We start from the raw sequence: 14,451 nt of genomic DNA, 5'->3' as shown, positions 1-14,451 counted from the left end.
GGGCGGCGGCCGGACTCAGGGCGGCGGCCGGACTCGTCTCGGGCATCCGGCCCGCCCCGGAGGTCCGACTCGCCCCCGAGGTCCGGCTCGCCCCGGGGATCCCGTTCACCGCTCGTGTCCCGCGCACTCCGGGGTTCCGTCCCGCCCATCTCCGCACTCCCCGCCGTGTACTCGCTCCGGCCGTCCGGCCACCGGGCCGGGTAGAACCACGCTAGTGCTGTGTAACAAATCCCGCCCGGCCCTCGATCCCCTCCCCCATCAGACGCGCGCGCACGCGTCCGGCGTAGCAGGATGGCTGCATGATGCTGGCTCCGCTCGCTCATGTCTCCCGTGAGGTCGCCCAGACCTCGGCGCGATCCCGGAAGATCTCCCTGCTGGCCGGGGTGTTCCGTACGGCGGGGCCGGAGGACGTGCCCGTGGTCATTCCGTATCTGGCCGGGCGGCTGCCCCAGGGACGTATAGGCGTCGGCTGGCACGCCCTCAGGAATCCGCCCCCGCCCGCGGACCGGGCCACCCTGACCGTGCGCGGGGTCGATGACACCTTCACCGCTCTCGCCTCGGTCGCGGGTCCCGGCTCGCAGGGCGAGCGCCGGCGGCTGGTCCAGGAGCTGCTCGCCGCGGCCACGGAGGAGGAGCAGCGCTTCCTCTTCGGGCTGATCTCCGGTGAACTGCGGCAGGGGGCGCTGGACGCCGTCGCGGTCGAGGCGCTCGCGGAGACCTCGGGCGCCGGGGCCGCCGTGGTGCGGCGGGCGGTGATGCTGGCGGGCTCGCTGGAAGAGGTGGCGCGGCGGCTGCTGGCCGAAGGACCGCATGTGCTGGAGGAGTTCCTGCTGACCGTGGGCCGGCCCGTCCTGCCGATGCTCGCGCAGAGCGCCAAGAGCGTCACGGAGGCGGTCGGGCGGCTGGGGACCTGGGCCGCCGTCGAGGAGAAACTGGACGGGATCCGGGTGCAGGTGCACCGGGAGGGACCGACGGTACGGACCTTCACCCGCACGCTGGACGACATCACCGACCGGCTGCCCGAGGTGACGGCGGCGGCGCTCGCGCTCGACGGCGACCGTTTCGTCCTGGACGGCGAGGTGATCGCGCTGGACGAGGACGGCAGGCCGCGGCCGTTCCAGGAGATCGCCGGCCGGGTGAGTTCCCGTACCGATGTGCGGTCCGCGGCGACGGCGGTCCCGCTCTCCCCCGTCTTCTTCGACATCCTCGCGGCCGACGGCGAGGATCTGCTGGATCTGCCGGGCGCGGAGCGGTACGCGGCGCTGGCGCGGCTGGTGCCCGAGCCGATGCGGGTACGGCGGATCGTGGTCGCCCCGTCGTCGGGCGGCACGTCCGGCGACACGCCCGCCGGGCCGTCCGGTGAGGCTCCCGGCGGAGCGTCCGGTGCCGCCTCCGGCGAGGAGTTCTTCCGGGAGACCCTGGCCCGGGGGCACGAGGGCGTGGTGGTCAAGTCGCTCGACACCCCGTACAGCGCGGGCCGCCGGGGCGCCGGATGGCTGAAGGTGAAGCCGGTGCACACCCTGGATCTGGTGGTGCTGGCCGCCGAGTGGGGACATGGGCGGCGCACCGGCAGACTCTCCAATCTGCATCTGGGCGCACGGCGCGAGGACGGCTCGTTCGCGATGCTCGGCAAGACCTTCAAGGGGCTGACGGACGCGATGCTGGAGTGGCAGACCGAGCGCCTCGGGAAGCTGGCCGTACGGGACGACGGCTACACCGTGACCGTACGTCCTGAGCTGGTCGTCGAGATCGCGTACGACGGGCTCCAGCGGTCGTCCCGCTATCCGGCGGGGGTGACGCTGCGCTTCGCGCGGGTGGTCCGCTTCCGGGAGGACAAGACGGCGGAGGAGTCGGACACCGTGGGGACGGTGCTGGCGGCCCACGGCCAGGACGCCGAACAGCCTGAGCGGGGCTGAGGGGTGCCGTCGGAGCCCCGCCGGGAGAGCGGGACTCCGACGGCGCCCCGGGGCGCCCCGGCCGTGGGACATGGGGACGGTGCGGCGGGGGTCGGTGGGAGGGGACTACTGGGCCGCGCCGCGCGCCACGACGGAGGAGAGCACCGGCTTCAGCCCGTGCCAGTCGGCCGAGATCAGACTCGCGTTCCGCTGGGCGAGCAGGGCCAGCCGGTCGCGGGCCTGCTGCTCGGTCGGGTTGGTGCCGTCGATGGCGGGCGCCACGTTGTGCGCGTCCGTCATCAGCAGGAAGTAGTTCCGCTGCGCGTACCAGGAGGTGTCCAGACCGCTGAACGCGGAGGCGTCTCCGTCGAAGAAGACGAACCAGGGCCTGATCGAGGCGTCCGTGTACCTGGTACGCGGATCGCCGGCCGCCGCGTTGTGGACGGCGGGGAAGGCCGCCGCCTCGCGCAGCCGCCCCGCCGCCTTGAGATCACGCAGATAGGTGGCGTACTCCCGGTCGGTCCAGAGGGTGTCGAAGGGGTTCTGCTCCTCGACCGTGCCGGGGATCAGTTCGACGATGAACTTCCCGGCCATCTGCGCGCGTGTGGGCCAGGCACCGGCCTGGGCGGCCTGGTCGAGGTCGCTGTGACCGCCCACCAGATCCGCGGGACGGTAGAGCGCGTCACCGAGCTTGCTGGTGAGCAGGGCGTCGAGGGCGGCGGGGCCACGGCCCGCGTTCCCCTGGAAGCCGTCCTTCAGTTCGAGCTTGAGGACGATGGGCCGGTGGCCCGGGTTCGCGTCGTGCCAGACCTTGATGTCGGCCAGGCAGCCGGCCAGATCGCGGTTCTGCGCCTTGTTGCGCAGCTCGCCGGCGTTGGTGGCGTTCACACAGTTGTTGTCATTGCCCAGCGGGTTGCTGTGCGAGACGCGCCAGGAGGCGCCGAACACATTGGTCCACAGGTCGAGTTCGAGCATTCCGGCGCCGGAGTCCAGGGCGTCCGCGAAATAGGGGAAGGTGGCCTTCTCATAAGAGTTGTGGACCCCGACCCCGGTGGTGGAGGGGTACGGAAGCCGGCTGGGGTCGGCGGCCTGGGCCGGGGTGGTGACGAAAGCGAGCACGGCCACGGCACCGGCCGCGACCGCGGTACGAAAGAGCTTTGCCATATCCCTTGTTCCTCCCGCTGAGCATGTCTTGGGCATGTCAACCGAGAGGGAGCGTAGGGGAATTCGGTGACCAGCGGGAGGACGCGAGTTTACGGTTGCGCAGGCCGGACAGGGCCTAGCGGGGCGGACAGAAGCGCGTCCCCGCCGCGGGTGTGCGGCGGGGACGCGCTGGGACGAACCGGGGGCCGACGACTCGACGCGGCCCTTCTCGGGGGTGGCGGCTACGGCGATCCGTGACCGCGGACGGTGACCGAGGGGCTACGGGAGCTGCTCCTCGATGGCCGCGCGGCCCCTCTCGGCCAGCCTGCGCCTGGCCCACTCGATGTTCTCCGGGGTGAGATCGCGACCCGAGGCCAGTGCCAGGTCTTCCGCCGTCACCTCGGCACCGGCGGTGTGCAGCAGCCGGTCCGGGGTGATGCCCTCGTGCTCCTCCGGCCGCGCAGCGGACTCCGCGTTCATGCCGCCTCCTCGTTCATCCGGTGTGTGGCCATTCTCGTTCCCGCCCGCCCCGCCCGCATCCCCGGCCACAGCACTAGCCGGGATCCGGGGGCCGGCGGGCGGGGCGGCGGCCGAGCAGCTCCGCGAGGCCGCGCCGGGTGGCCGCCAGTACCACCCGGTCCCGTGGGTGCAGCACATAGCCGGGGTGCAGATCCCAGACGAGCCCCTGCGGCCGGCGTCCCTCGCGGTCGAGACGGGTGTCCGCCAGATCGGGCACCCGGTCCCCCGGCTCCGCGGTGTCCAGCGCGATGATCCGCCAGGCACCGGGCCGGAACACCTCCTCGACCGTGCGTCCTTCGAGCCGTGGATGGCCCGCCACATCGATCGCCGCCACGAGCAGCACCTTGCGCTCCACCGGGATGGCGCCCAGGATCTGACGCCCCATCATGGCGATGGCGAAGGCGGGGGCCGCCAGGGTGGAGACACTGCGGCTGCGGGTGAGGGCGCCGGGATGGGCGGCACGCAGGGTGCGGTAGACGGCGGTCGCGAAGTCGTCGTCGTACACCCGCAGCGCCACCCGCAGACCGGGGACGACCGAGCGCGCGTACAGCGCGGCTTCGAGATTGGTGGTGTCGGCGCTGGTCAGGGCCAACAGCGCGTGCGCCCGCTGGATCTTGGCCGCCTCCAGCACCCCTTCCTGGGTCACATCACCGAGGACGACCGGTACCCGCAGACTGCGGGCGAGCGCGATGCCCCGCGCGTCGGGGTCCTCCTCCACACAGACCACCGGGATACCCAGCTCACGCAGCCGCACCAGCACCCGGCTGCCGATCTTGCCGAGCCCGAGCAGCACCACATGGCCCGAGATACCGCGCGGCGGACGGCGCAGGGCGGACGCCGTACGGAACGTTCCCAGGGCCTCCAGCACCGCCGCGATCACCACGGGCAGCAGCAGAAGTCCCGTGGCCCCGGAGAGGAGTTGCAGGATCTGACGCGGAGCCGGCTCGCCGACCGCCGGATCCCCTATGGCGAAGAGATCGAGCAGCGTGAGATAGGTCGCGCGCAGCGGATGGGCTCCGGTGAGGACCGAGGACGCCACGGCCAGGGTGAGTACGGCCAGCGCGATCCCGGCGAAGGACCAGCGCACCCGGCGGGAGAACAGCGAACCCAGCGGCGCGCCACGGCCGGCGAGCCGGCCCGTCGGCAGGTCGGGGCCCACATGGGACACCGCCTCCAGGACCACCGTGCCCCGTCCGGTGGCGGCGGCCGCGCTGGCCTCGTCGGGCAGCAGCCGCGGGCCCTCCTGACCGCTGTTGTCCGAACCCTCCGCGCCCGCGGGATCGTTGGTGGTGGCGGAGAGCAGGGCGAGGGTGCACAACCCCGGATCGGCCACCTCGCCGGGCCCCGGCGGAGTGCGCTCCACGGCCCTGAGCATCAGCCCGTCCGCCCTGACGACCTTGCTGGTGCCCGCGACGGCGGTGGCGGCCAGCGCGGGCGCCGCGGTGTCCGCGTCCGAGAGAACCGTGGTGGACGCGTCCAGCGCGGCCGTGTCGAGACCGGGCACGGCGACCGCGGCGGCCTGGTCCAGCAGCGCCTCCAGATGCTGGCCGAGCTTGCGGTTGTAGAGCCTGATGACCAGGCGCAGCTGGGGGTTGAGCCGTCGGGCGGCGAGCGCGGCCCGGATATTGATCTCGTCGTCCCCATGGACGAGCGCGAGCGCCGCCGCCTCCCGTACGCCCGCGTCCACGAGAACCTCCTCGTCGAGGTCCAACGCCTCGACGACACGAGGCCCTTCGGCCCTCCCGCCACCGCCCACCGGTCCGGGCGGGTCCGGGGCCGTACGGGTCACCGCCGCGGACATCCTCCCGATGAACGCGGACGCCCTGCCCCGCGCCACGAGCGGCGCGGTCGGAAGGTGAGCGCGTACGGGAGGAACGACCAGCGTGACCTGCTCGCCGTAGACGTCCCGCAACTCGCCGGCGAGCCGCTGGGCCAGCGTGTCGTCGCCACAGACGACCATATGGCCCGCCGGGGACCCGAGTTGAACCTGGTGAGGAAGTGAGGACACAAACACCAGTGTGACGGTTGTCTTTGGGGCTCGGTTCGCCTCCGGGGCGCTTCATGTCGATGCCGACGGTCGACCGTGCGGGACCGGCACGTCTCCGCGGCCCGGGTGGCCGAGGTAACCCGGCAGGAGGCGACCGCCTCCCCCGCCGGCCCGCTGAGGGTGACGGGCGGGAGGGGGACGGGGTCGCAGGAGGTGCGTGTCCGGACACTAAAGCGTGATTTGTGCCGCACACCGAGCCGCACCCGACAACGAGACCCGCACGCGGCGTAAATCATGCCGTCCGGACATGTACCTCCGGAGTGCCCCGGCACCCGCACCACCCACACACCGGCCCCCGCGCCGCCAGGCGCGCACCGCGCCGCAGGCGCACACCGCACCCGCGCCGCCAGGCGCGCACGCCACGGAAGCGACCGACACCCCGCACACACCCACCGGCCGAGCCGAAACGCACCAGCGCCACGGCCCCCCGCCGGGAGGCGAACCGCGGCGGGCCGGGGTCCCGCCGCGGTGACCGGACACCGTAGCCGTCAGCTCCTCGCGACGGAGTACGTCAGCTCTTCGCCACCGAGTAGGAGTGCGCCCCCACCCCGGCCAGCGCACCCTTGTCGACGATCAGATACTCGTCACGCAGCGGGGTGCCCGCGAACCAGTTCTCCAGGATCTCCCGCGTGCCCGCCGCGTACCGCGCCTGCGCCGAGAGCGAGGAGCCCGAGATGTGCGGGGTCATGCCGTGGTGCGGCATGGTCCGCCAGGGGTGGTCGGCCGGCGCGGGCTGCGGGTACCACACGTCGCCCGCGTACCCGGCGAGCTGTCCGCTCCGCAGCGCGCGGTCGATCGCGTCACGGTCGGCGATCTTCGCGCGCGCCGTGTTGATGAGATACGCGCCGCGCTTCATCGTGGCGATCAGCTCGTCGCCGAAGAGTCCCTCCGTCTCGGGGTGGAGGGGCGCGTTGATGGTGACGACGTCGCAGTGCGGGACCATCGCGGCGGCGCTCTCGTGCCAGGTCAGCCCCAGCTCCTGCTCCACGGACTCGGGCAGCCGGTGCCGGTCGGTGTAGTGCAGGCCGACATCGAAGGGGGCGAGACGGCGCAGCACGGCGAGCCCGATACGGCCCGCGGCCACGGTGCCGACCTGCATGCCCTCCAGGTCGTACGAGCGGGCGACACAGTCGGCGATGTTCCAGCCGCCGTCCAGGACCCACTTGTAGGAGGGCAGATAGTTCCGTACGAGCGACAGCGTCATCATCACCACGTGCTCGGCGACGCTGATGCTGTTGCAGTACGTGACCTCGGCGACGGTAACGCCCTTGGCGATGGCGGCGTCGAGGTCGACATGGTCCGAGCCGATGCCGGCGGTGATGGCCAGCTTGAGGTTCTCGGCCTTCGCGATCCGCTCGGGCGTCAGATAGGCCGGCCAGAAGGGCTGGGAGATGACGATGTCGGCGTCGACCAGTTCCCGGTCGAAGACCGATCCCTCCCGGTCCTTGTCGGATGTGACGACCAGGGTGTGTCCCTGGGACTCCAGATAGCTGCGCAGACCCAGTTCACCGGAGACGCTTCCGAGCAGATGCCCGGGGGTGAAGTCGATGCCCCGCGGGGTGGGGGTGGTCTGGCCGCCGGGGTAGTGGTCGATCTTGGGGAGGTCGTCCCGGGCGTAGGTCTTCGGGTATCCGTCGACCGGGTCGTCGTACAGCACGCACAGCACCTTTGCCATGACTGCGGCTCCTCGTCCGTTGTTGCGGGAAGGTGTTTCCACCCTGCTCCGGACGGTGCCCATGGTCAAAATGAACCTTTCTATGTCGGGATAGGGACCGGCTATCCCAGTGGCCCGGCGGGGTGCAGATAGGTGTCGAGGAGCTGGTCGAGGGCCTCCCGTACGCCCGCTCCCCTGGCGATCTCCAAGAGAGCTCTGGCCAGTACGGGTTCGGGGCTGCGGTCGGCGATGACCAGACCGACCCGGGGGCCGTGCGCCGGGTGCGCCACCGGGATGACGACCATGCCGTCGGGAACGCCGAACATATGGAGCCAGGCGTGCGAGATCACGCTGGACCACCGTCCTGCCGTGAGATGCGCGTACAGACCGGCGACGGAGTCGGTCTCGATCGCGGGGACCACGGTGGTCACCCCGTCCGCGGCGAAGTACTCGTCCATGATCAGACGGTTGCGCATCTGCGGGGAGAGCAGACAGAGCGGCAGTTCGGCTATCTCCGCCCAGCCGGCGGCCGGTTGTCCCTTCATGGGGCCGTTCCGCGGGGTGAGCAGCAGATAACGCTCCTCGTAGAGCGGGGTCCTGCGCACCTGGCCGAGACTCTCGTCGTCCAGATAGGTGAGCGCGATGTCCAGCTCGAACTCGGCCAGACGCTGGGTGATGTCGCGTGAGGAGAGCGAGTCGAGCGAGACGCGCGCCCGGGGGTGCCGTTCCACGAACGGTGTGGTGAGCAGCGAGGCCGCGGTGAGAGCGGTGGGGATGGCGCCCATCCGCAGGGTGCCGGCGAGCCCGCCGCGCATCGCCGACAGCTCATGGCGCAGGGCGTCGCGTTCGGCGAGGATCCGCTGCGCCCAGAGCAGTACCCGCTCGCCCTCGGGCGTCAGCCCCTCGAAGCGGCGGCCACGGCGCACGATCGGTACGTCCAGCTCGTGTTCGAGCTTTCTGATCGCGGCGGACAGCGAGGGCTGGGACACGTAGCAGGCCGCGGCGGCGCGAGCGAAGTGCCGTTCCCTGGCGAGGGCCACCAGGTACTCCAACTGACGCAGCAACATCGCTTGCTCCCTGCTCTCCTGGACCGCTCACCGGGACTGCTCCCCGGGACGGTTCTCATATGGCGACGAGAGTCACCTCGGTGGCCTTGACACTGGTCCATACGGACGCGCCGTCGGCCAGGCCGAGTTCGGCGGCGGCCTCCGGCGTGATCTCGGCGACCAGGTCCGGTGCCTCGTCCGAAGTGATCAGAACACGGAGCCGGCTGCCGAGGGCGGTGATCTCCCTGACCGTTCCCGGCCAGACGTTGCGGGGACTGCCGGCGGGCCGGGTCCGGTGTACGGAGACGGCCTCGGGCGCGATGACGGCCAGTGCGGCCGTACCGTCGGCCGACGGCTCGGCGACGATCAGCCGCCCGCCCGCGGTCAGTTCGAGCCCGCCGGGACCGAAGGTACCGGGCCAGGCGTTGCGGCCGAGCATCCTGGCCACCCAGGGCGAGCGCGGATGGCGCGTCACCTCGCCGGGAGGGGCGTCCTGGAGGGCCAGCCCCTCGTCGAGTACGAGCACCCGGTCGGCCAGCGAGATGGCCTCGACGGGATCGTGGGTGACGATCAGGCAGACCCCGCCGAAGCCGTCGAGATGGCCGCGCAGGGTGTGCCGTACCCGCGCCCGGGTGGTCTGGTCGAGCGCGGCCAGCGGCTCGTCCAGGAGCAGCAGCCGGGGGCTGGCGGCGAGCGCGCGGGCGAGCGCGATCCGCTGCGCCTGGCCGCCGGAGACCTGGTGCGGCTTGCGCTGGGCGAGATGGCCGACACCGAGCCGGTCGAGCCACTGCTGGGCGGTGCGGCGGGCCTCGGCCCGCCGCACGCCGTGGGCGCGCAGTCCGTACGCGGTGTTGGCGAGCGCGCTGAGATGCGGGAAGAGCGCGCCGTTCTGCGGGACCCAGGCGACACCTCGCCGGTGCGGCGGCAGCGAGGTGACGTCCAGGTCGCCGAGGCGGAGCCGGGCGTGGGCGCGCGGAGTGAGTCCGAGAAGGGCGCGCAGCAGCGTGGTCTTGCCGGCTCCGTTGGGTCCGACGACGGCGATGGTGGTACCGGGCTCGGCGTCGAGGGTGAGCCGGTTGAACCCGGTGACCTCGGCGTGCAGCCGCCACCGCTCATGAGGGGCGGGCGGTCCGGCGGCGGGCGGCCCGGGGACGGCAAACGGCTCGTGGTCCGCGGGCCCTGCGGTCTTGGGGGCACCCATGCCCAGGGCGGGCGGTGGCGCCGCCGGTTCGTCGGGCACCGGGCCGGGACGGGGTACGCGGTCGACGGCGCCGGTGGTCCACCGTCCGCGCAGGGCGATCAGTACGCCCATGGCGATGGCGAGCAGCAGCAGCGAGACGGAGGTCGCGGCCTCCGGCGAGTTCTGGAGCAGCAGATAGACCTGGAGCGGCAGGGTCTGGGTGGTGCCCGGCAGATTGCCCGCGAAGGTGATCGTGGCACCGAACTCACCGAGCGCGCGGGCCCAGGTCAGCGCGGCGCCCGCGGCGAGACCGGGGGCCACCATGGGCAGGGTGACGGTGAGGAACACCCGTACCGGTGAGGCGCCCAGCGAGGCGGCGGTCTCCTCGTAGGCGGGCCGCAGCCCGGCGAGGGCGCCTTCGAGACTGATGACGAGGAACGGCATCGCCACAAAGGTCGCGGCGACCACGGCGCCCGAGGTGTGGAAGGGCAGGGTGAGCCCGAAACTCTCCTCCAGCCAGGGACCGAGCAGCCCACGCCGGCCGAAGCCCAGCAGCAGGGCGACCCCGCCGACGGTGGGAGGCAGCACCATCGGCAGCAGCACCAGCGTGCGCACCAGTGTCTTGCCGGGGAACCGCACCCGGGCCAGCAGCCAGGCCAGCGGCACCCCGAGCACCAGGGAGAGCCCGAGCGACCAGAAGGAGACCAGCAGCGACAGCCGCAGTGCCTGGACCACCTCGGGGCTGGTGAGATGCGTACCGAGTTCGCCCCAGGAGGTACGCGCGAGAATCCCGATCAGCGGCAGCAGCAGAAAGGCGATCGCGAGCAGCGCGGGCACCGCCAGTGCGACAGGGGCGCCGGGACTGCGGGTGCGGGAGCGGCTCATCTGGTTCCTGGGCTGAGGGGTCGGCGGACAGCGGGGGCGGTGGTGTGATGACAGGCTTGTCCGGTCCCGCGCCCCGGACAAGCCCTGTCACACGGCGGATGTCATCCGACGGGTGTCCGGGCCGTCGGTGACGGCTTGCGCGCGGTGGGTGCTACGGCTGCTGGAATCCGGCGTCCTGAAGGATCTTCTGCGCCTCGGGGCCGCTGAGCCAGGTGACGAACGCCGCCGCGGCGGCGCTGTGCTCGGACGTCTTGAGGGTGGCGGCCGGGTACTCGGCGATGGCGTTCTGCGCGTCGGGGATCTCCACGGCGTCGACCTTGTCGGGCGCGGAGTCGGCGTCCGTCTTGTAGACGATGCCGGCGTCGGCCTCGCCCAGCTCCACCTTGCTCAGCACGGCGCGGACGTTCGGCTCCTCGGAGACCGGCTTCACCGTGATGCTCTGCGCTTCGAGGACCTGCCGGCTGTACCGGCCCACGGGGACCTCTGACGCGGCCAGGACGACCTTCAGCTTCGGATCGGCGAGGTCCTTGAGGTTCTCGATCTTCTCGGGGTTCCCCTCGGTGGTGGCGATCACCAGCCGGTTCTTGGCGATGATCGCCGGGGTGCCCGTGTCGTCCTTCAGCCCGTCCATGGTCTTCGTGTCGGCGGTGACCAGCGCGTCGGCCGGGGCGCCCTGCTCGACCTGGGCGGCGAGTTCCTGCGAGCCGGCGAAGGAGAACGTCACCTTCGTGCCGGGGTTCTCCTTCTCGTACGCGGCGCCCGCCGTCTTGAAGACATCGGTCAGCGACGAGGCGGCGAGCACGGTCAGATCCGCCTCCGGGGCCGCGCTCGCCGACGGGTCGGCCGGGGAGGCCGAGGGGGCGGACTCGTCGGTGCCGTCGTCATTGCCGCCGCACGCGGCCAGCGGCAGGAGAAGGACGGCGGACACGAGCGCGGTGGCCGCGCGGCGCCGGGTGAGAGCGAAGGACATGGGGGTGGACTCCTTTGCGGTACGGGCCCGTAGGGGCACGCGAGCGGACGGGCCGACGACGGCGGCCCGTGCGGTGCGATGGCGCTGGAAGTACGGCGGCTCGGGCGGCGCGGTGGCCCGCCGAGCCGCTGGAACGCGGAACGGCGCGACTGCGGGAACGGCGGAAGCGGCGGGGCACGCCGGAGCGGACCGTGGCCTGCGAGCGACAGCGGCTCGACGGACCATGCCGGTCAGGCGCGGTCGATGTGCACGCTCGTGGACTTCACCCGGGCGGTGGCCTCCATGCCGACCTCGAGCCCCAGTTCCTCGACGGCCTCCCGGGTGAGCAGGGAGACCAGCCGGTGCGGTCCCGCCTGGACCTCCACCTGTGCCGCGACATCGCCGAGGGTGACGGCGGTGACGATGCCCGGGAACGCGTTGCGGGCCGAGGTGTACGAGACGTCGTCCTCGCCGCTGCCGCCCTGCGCGACCTCGACGGAGAACGCCGCGAGCGCGCGGCCGTCGATGACCCGGCGACCGCTTTCGTCACGATGGGTCGTGACCCGGCCCGCGTCGGCCCAGCGGCGCGCGGTGTCGGGGCTCACCCCGAGAAGCCGGGCGGCCTGGCCGATCGTGTAGGACTGCATGTGCGACAAGATAGGCCGTTCAACCTCGCATCTACAACCCTTGAGGCGATACCGTCTCGCAGATGCGAGGTTCAGCGTTTGACGGCCCGTAGGATGACGAACTTGGGATCGCTCGTGACGGTCTCGCAGTTGCCGAAGAGCCGCCGCAGCTTGATGTGGTAGCCGAGATGCCGGTTGCCGATGACCCACAGCTCTCCCCCGGGCCGCAGCGCGGCGCGCGACCCGGTGAACATCCGCCAGGCCGTCGCGTCGGTCGTCGCCTGGTGGGAGTGGAACGGCGGGTTGTTCAGCACCAGGTCGGCCGTCCCCGCCGGCATGTCGGACAGACCGTCACCGAGCAGGAAGTCCGCCGGGGCCGCGGCGTCGGCGTTCGCGCGGAAGGTGGCCTCGGCCGAGGCCACCGCCGAGAACGACTCGTCGACGAAGGTCACCCTGGCCGCCGGATTCGCCAGCGCCGCGGCGGTGCCGATCACACCGTTGCCGCAGCCGAGGTCGACCACATGCTCGGGACCGTGGCGGCGCGGGAGATTGCGCAGCAGGAAGCGGGTGCCGATGTCGAGCCGTTCCGCGCAGAAGATCCCCGCGTGATTGACGACGGTACGGCCCGACACGGCGCCGAGCCCCTCGGGCAGCGTGTAGCTGTGCGGCCAGGGACTGGGGGTCCTGGTCCGGCCCGCCGCGGGCGCGCAGAAGATCAGCCGCGCCTTGCGCTCGGCGAGCGAGGTCCTGGTCGGACCGAGGATCTGCTCGAAGAGCTTCAGGGTGGAGGTGTGGATCTCGGTGACCCGTCCCGTACCGATGACCACGGTCCCCGGGTGCACGGCCGGTGCGAGCCGGTGCAGTTGGTCCTCCAGCAGCGCCAGGCTCTTGGGGACACGGATGAGCAGCACATCGATCCGCTCCGGCGGGGTGTCCCTGACCGACCGCAGCCGTACCCCCTCCGTGTCGGCGCCGCCGCGCCGCAGATTGGCCCGGGTCGCCCGCTGGGTGAGATACGAGTCGGTGATCTGTACGAGCGGCTCCGCGCGCAGCTGGTCGAGGCGGCGGACGGCGAGCACGGTGGTCAGGGCGCCCCACCGGTCCCCCAGGACGACGACGGTGCCCGAGAGGTCCGTCGGCCCGGTGCCGGTGTCGGTCCCCGCGAGATGCCGCAGCAGATACTCGTCGGCGGTGTCCCACGCGCGTAGCGTGTCGCGGGGAAGCTCGGGGAAGCGGGTGAGGCCGAACTCGCCCCAGGGTGTCGTCAAACGGTTCATCGTGCTCTCAGGCTAGGGCCTCGGCGGAGCGGTCATGACACCAGGATCACGCGCCGCCGATCATGCGGTCGGCGGCGGGCGCCGCGAGGACGCCCTGGTGGGGCCATATGTCCGGCGGGACGGGGGTGCGGGCCGGGGGGCCGGTGGGACCGGGGCCGGTGGGTCCCGGAGGCGCAGGCGGGCCGGGGGCCGGTCGGGGCCGGGGTCCGGTCATACGCCACCGGCCGTACGCCACCGGCCGTACGGGACGGGCTCACGCGGCGTCATACGCGGTCGAGGGCCGTCCGCGCCCGGCCATGGGTCAGGACCTCCTGCCGGAGTCCGGCCGTCGCGTCATTCCCCTTCGTCCGCGGCGGGGCCGCCCGGCGGGATACCGAGGGTGGCGAGAGCGTGGTGGACCAGCTCGTCGGCCAGCCGCCGCCGGGTGAGCGAGCCGCTGTCGCGCGCCCAGTGCGCCATCAGCTCGTTGACGGCCCCGATGAGGGCGACCATGGCGAGTGTGTAGTCGCGTGGCACGGCCTCGCCGCGCCCGACGGCGCGTTCCGCCTCCCCGGTGAGAAAACCGGCCCACAGACCGCGCCACAGGAGCCGGTGATCGTCCAGCGCCTGCCCGGCCCCGACGACCTCGATGAACGCGATCCGGGTGGCCGCGGGATCGGCGGTCACGGCGTCCACATAGGCGTGTGTCAGCGCCGTGATCCGCTCGCGGGTGCTCGCGCTCTCCGCCGCGGGATCGCTGAGCACCGTCAGCGCGGCCTCCATACCGGCTCGGGCGACATCGTTGTGGAGGGCGATGAGCACCGCCTCGCGGCTCTCGAACTCCTCGTAGAACGCGCGGATGGAGACATGGGCGCCGGCGCAGATCCGCTCGATGGAGGTGCCGGTGTAGCCGCGGGTGGTGAACAGACCGAGCGCGGTGGTGAGCAGCCGCTGACGGCGCTGCGCCCGCCGGTCCTGTCCCATGCCGGCCGTGTGGTCCCCGCCGGGCGGCTGATGCCCGGTGCCGTTCGTGCGGCCGTCCCGCCGTGTCTGTGCGCTCCGGTCCCCGCGGACCGGCGGGGCGTCGGTGGAGGAGGTGGAGGAGGGGTCCGCGGGAGCGGCTCCGGTGCGCGGCGTACCCGCCCGGGATATGCCCGTACGGGTCGCCCCCTCGGAAGGGGCGCCCGCGCGGGACGTCCCCGTACGAGCTGACGGTGTGTCTGCGGATTCCCCGCCCGTGTCCATCCGACC

The 14,451-nt window shown here is 72.4% G+C and carries 11 protein-coding genes; 1 reads left to right on the top strand and 10 read right to left on the bottom strand.

The annotated features are described in order from the left end of the window. The first annotated feature begins 299 nt into the window (after window positions 1-299). Window positions 300-1,916, top strand: coding sequence for an ATP-dependent DNA ligase (locus tag OG214_RS36390; protein WP_405987193.1), 1,617 nt, complete (start codon window positions 300-302; stop codon window positions 1,914-1,916). Window positions 1,917-2,021: 105 nt separating this feature from the next. Here OG214_RS36390 and OG214_RS36385 read toward each other — a convergent pair whose 3' ends face one another. The 10 genes from OG214_RS36385 to OG214_RS36340 all read right to left on the bottom strand — a co-directional run bounded on the left by OG214_RS36385 (window position 2,022) and on the right by OG214_RS36340 (window position 14,445). After that, window positions 2,022-3,059: a phosphatidylinositol-specific phospholipase C domain-containing protein gene (locus tag OG214_RS36385; RefSeq protein ID WP_405987192.1), complete on the bottom strand. Its 1,038-nt coding sequence runs from the start codon at window positions 3,057-3,059 to the stop codon at window positions 2,022-2,024. 258 nt (window positions 3,060-3,317) lie between these two features. Next, window positions 3,318-3,518, bottom strand: coding sequence for a hypothetical protein (locus tag OG214_RS36380; protein ID WP_365903695.1), 201 nt, complete (start codon window positions 3,516-3,518; stop codon window positions 3,318-3,320). 73 nt (window positions 3,519-3,591) lie between these two features. Next, complete coding sequence (locus OG214_RS36375; RefSeq protein WP_405987704.1) at window positions 3,592-5,517, bottom strand: NAD-binding protein; 1,926 nt, start codon at window positions 5,515-5,517, stop codon at window positions 3,592-3,594. Between the two features lie 598 nt (window positions 5,518-6,115). Further along, entirely contained in the window at window positions 6,116-7,279 is a 1,164-nt protein-coding gene (locus OG214_RS36370; protein ID WP_405987191.1) for an NAD-dependent formate dehydrogenase, read from the bottom strand. Window positions 7,280-7,380: 101 nt separating this feature from the next. Further along, window positions 7,381-8,325 carry a LysR family transcriptional regulator gene (locus OG214_RS36365; RefSeq protein WP_363085822.1) on the bottom strand — a complete coding sequence of 315 codons (945 nt, stop codon included), beginning with the start codon at window positions 8,323-8,325 and terminating at the stop codon, window positions 7,381-7,383. 55 nt (window positions 8,326-8,380) lie between these two features. Then, window positions 8,381-10,369 carry an ABC transporter permease gene (locus tag OG214_RS36360; protein WP_363085823.1) on the bottom strand — a complete coding sequence of 663 codons (1,989 nt, stop codon included), beginning with the start codon at window positions 10,367-10,369 and terminating at the stop codon, window positions 8,381-8,383. Window positions 10,370-10,520: 151 nt separating this feature from the next. Further along, window positions 10,521-11,339, bottom strand: a complete 819-nt coding sequence (gene modA, locus OG214_RS36355) for a molybdate ABC transporter substrate-binding protein (RefSeq protein ID WP_405987190.1) — start codon at window positions 11,337-11,339, stop codon at window positions 10,521-10,523. A 230-nt stretch (window positions 11,340-11,569) separates the two neighbouring features. Continuing rightward, window positions 11,570-11,965 carry a helix-turn-helix transcriptional regulator gene (locus tag OG214_RS36350; protein ID WP_363086320.1) on the bottom strand — a complete coding sequence of 132 codons (396 nt, stop codon included), beginning with the start codon at window positions 11,963-11,965 and terminating at the stop codon, window positions 11,570-11,572. A gap of 71 nt (window positions 11,966-12,036) precedes the next feature. Further along, window positions 12,037-13,221 (bottom strand): methyltransferase, encoded by a 1,185-nt coding sequence (locus OG214_RS36345; RefSeq protein ID WP_405987189.1) that lies wholly within the window; start codon window positions 13,219-13,221, stop codon window positions 12,037-12,039. Between the two features lie 333 nt (window positions 13,222-13,554). Continuing rightward, window positions 13,555-14,445, bottom strand: coding sequence for a TetR/AcrR family transcriptional regulator (locus OG214_RS36340; RefSeq protein ID WP_405987188.1), 891 nt, complete (start codon window positions 14,443-14,445; stop codon window positions 13,555-13,557). Window positions 14,446-14,451 lie beyond the last annotated feature (6 nt).

It is taken from the genome of Streptomyces sp. NBC_00872, from assembly GCF_045161915.1.
Taxonomy (GTDB): Bacteria; Actinomycetota; Actinomycetes; order Streptomycetales; family Streptomycetaceae; genus Streptomyces.
This window is presented reverse-complemented; position numbering and strand designations above follow the sequence as displayed.

Coding starts and splice junctions, on each gene's coding strand:
- OG214_RS36365 (WP_363085822.1), bottom strand. CDS start 8,325: ATGTTGCTGCGTCAGTTGGAGTACCTGGTGGCCCTCGCCAGGGAACGG.
- OG214_RS36360 (WP_363085823.1), bottom strand. CDS start 10,369: ATGAGCCGCTCCCGCACCCGCAGTCCCGGCGCCCCTGTCGCACTGGCG.
- OG214_RS36350 (WP_363086320.1), bottom strand. CDS start 11,965: ATGCAGTCCTACACGATCGGCCAGGCCGCCCGGCTTCTCGGGGTGAGC.
- OG214_RS36375 (WP_405987704.1), bottom strand. CDS start 5,517: ATGGTCGTCTGTGGCGACGACACGCTGGCCCAGCGGCTCGCCGGCGAG.
- OG214_RS36370 (WP_405987191.1), bottom strand. CDS start 7,279: ATGGCAAAGGTGCTGTGCGTGCTGTACGACGACCCGGTCGACGGATAC.
- OG214_RS36390 (WP_405987193.1), top strand. CDS start 300: ATGATGCTGGCTCCGCTCGCTCATGTCTCCCGTGAGGTCGCCCAGACC.
- OG214_RS36345 (WP_405987189.1), bottom strand. CDS start 13,221: ATGAACCGTTTGACGACACCCTGGGGCGAGTTCGGCCTCACCCGCTTC.
- OG214_RS36385 (WP_405987192.1), bottom strand. CDS start 3,059: ATGGCAAAGCTCTTTCGTACCGCGGTCGCGGCCGGTGCCGTGGCCGTG.
- OG214_RS36380 (WP_365903695.1), bottom strand. CDS start 3,518: ATGAACGCGGAGTCCGCTGCGCGGCCGGAGGAGCACGAGGGCATCACC.
- modA (WP_405987190.1), bottom strand. CDS start 11,339: ATGTCCTTCGCTCTCACCCGGCGCCGCGCGGCCACCGCGCTCGTGTCC.
- OG214_RS36340 (WP_405987188.1), bottom strand. CDS start 14,445: ATGGACACGGGCGGGGAATCCGCAGACACACCGTCAGCTCGTACGGGG.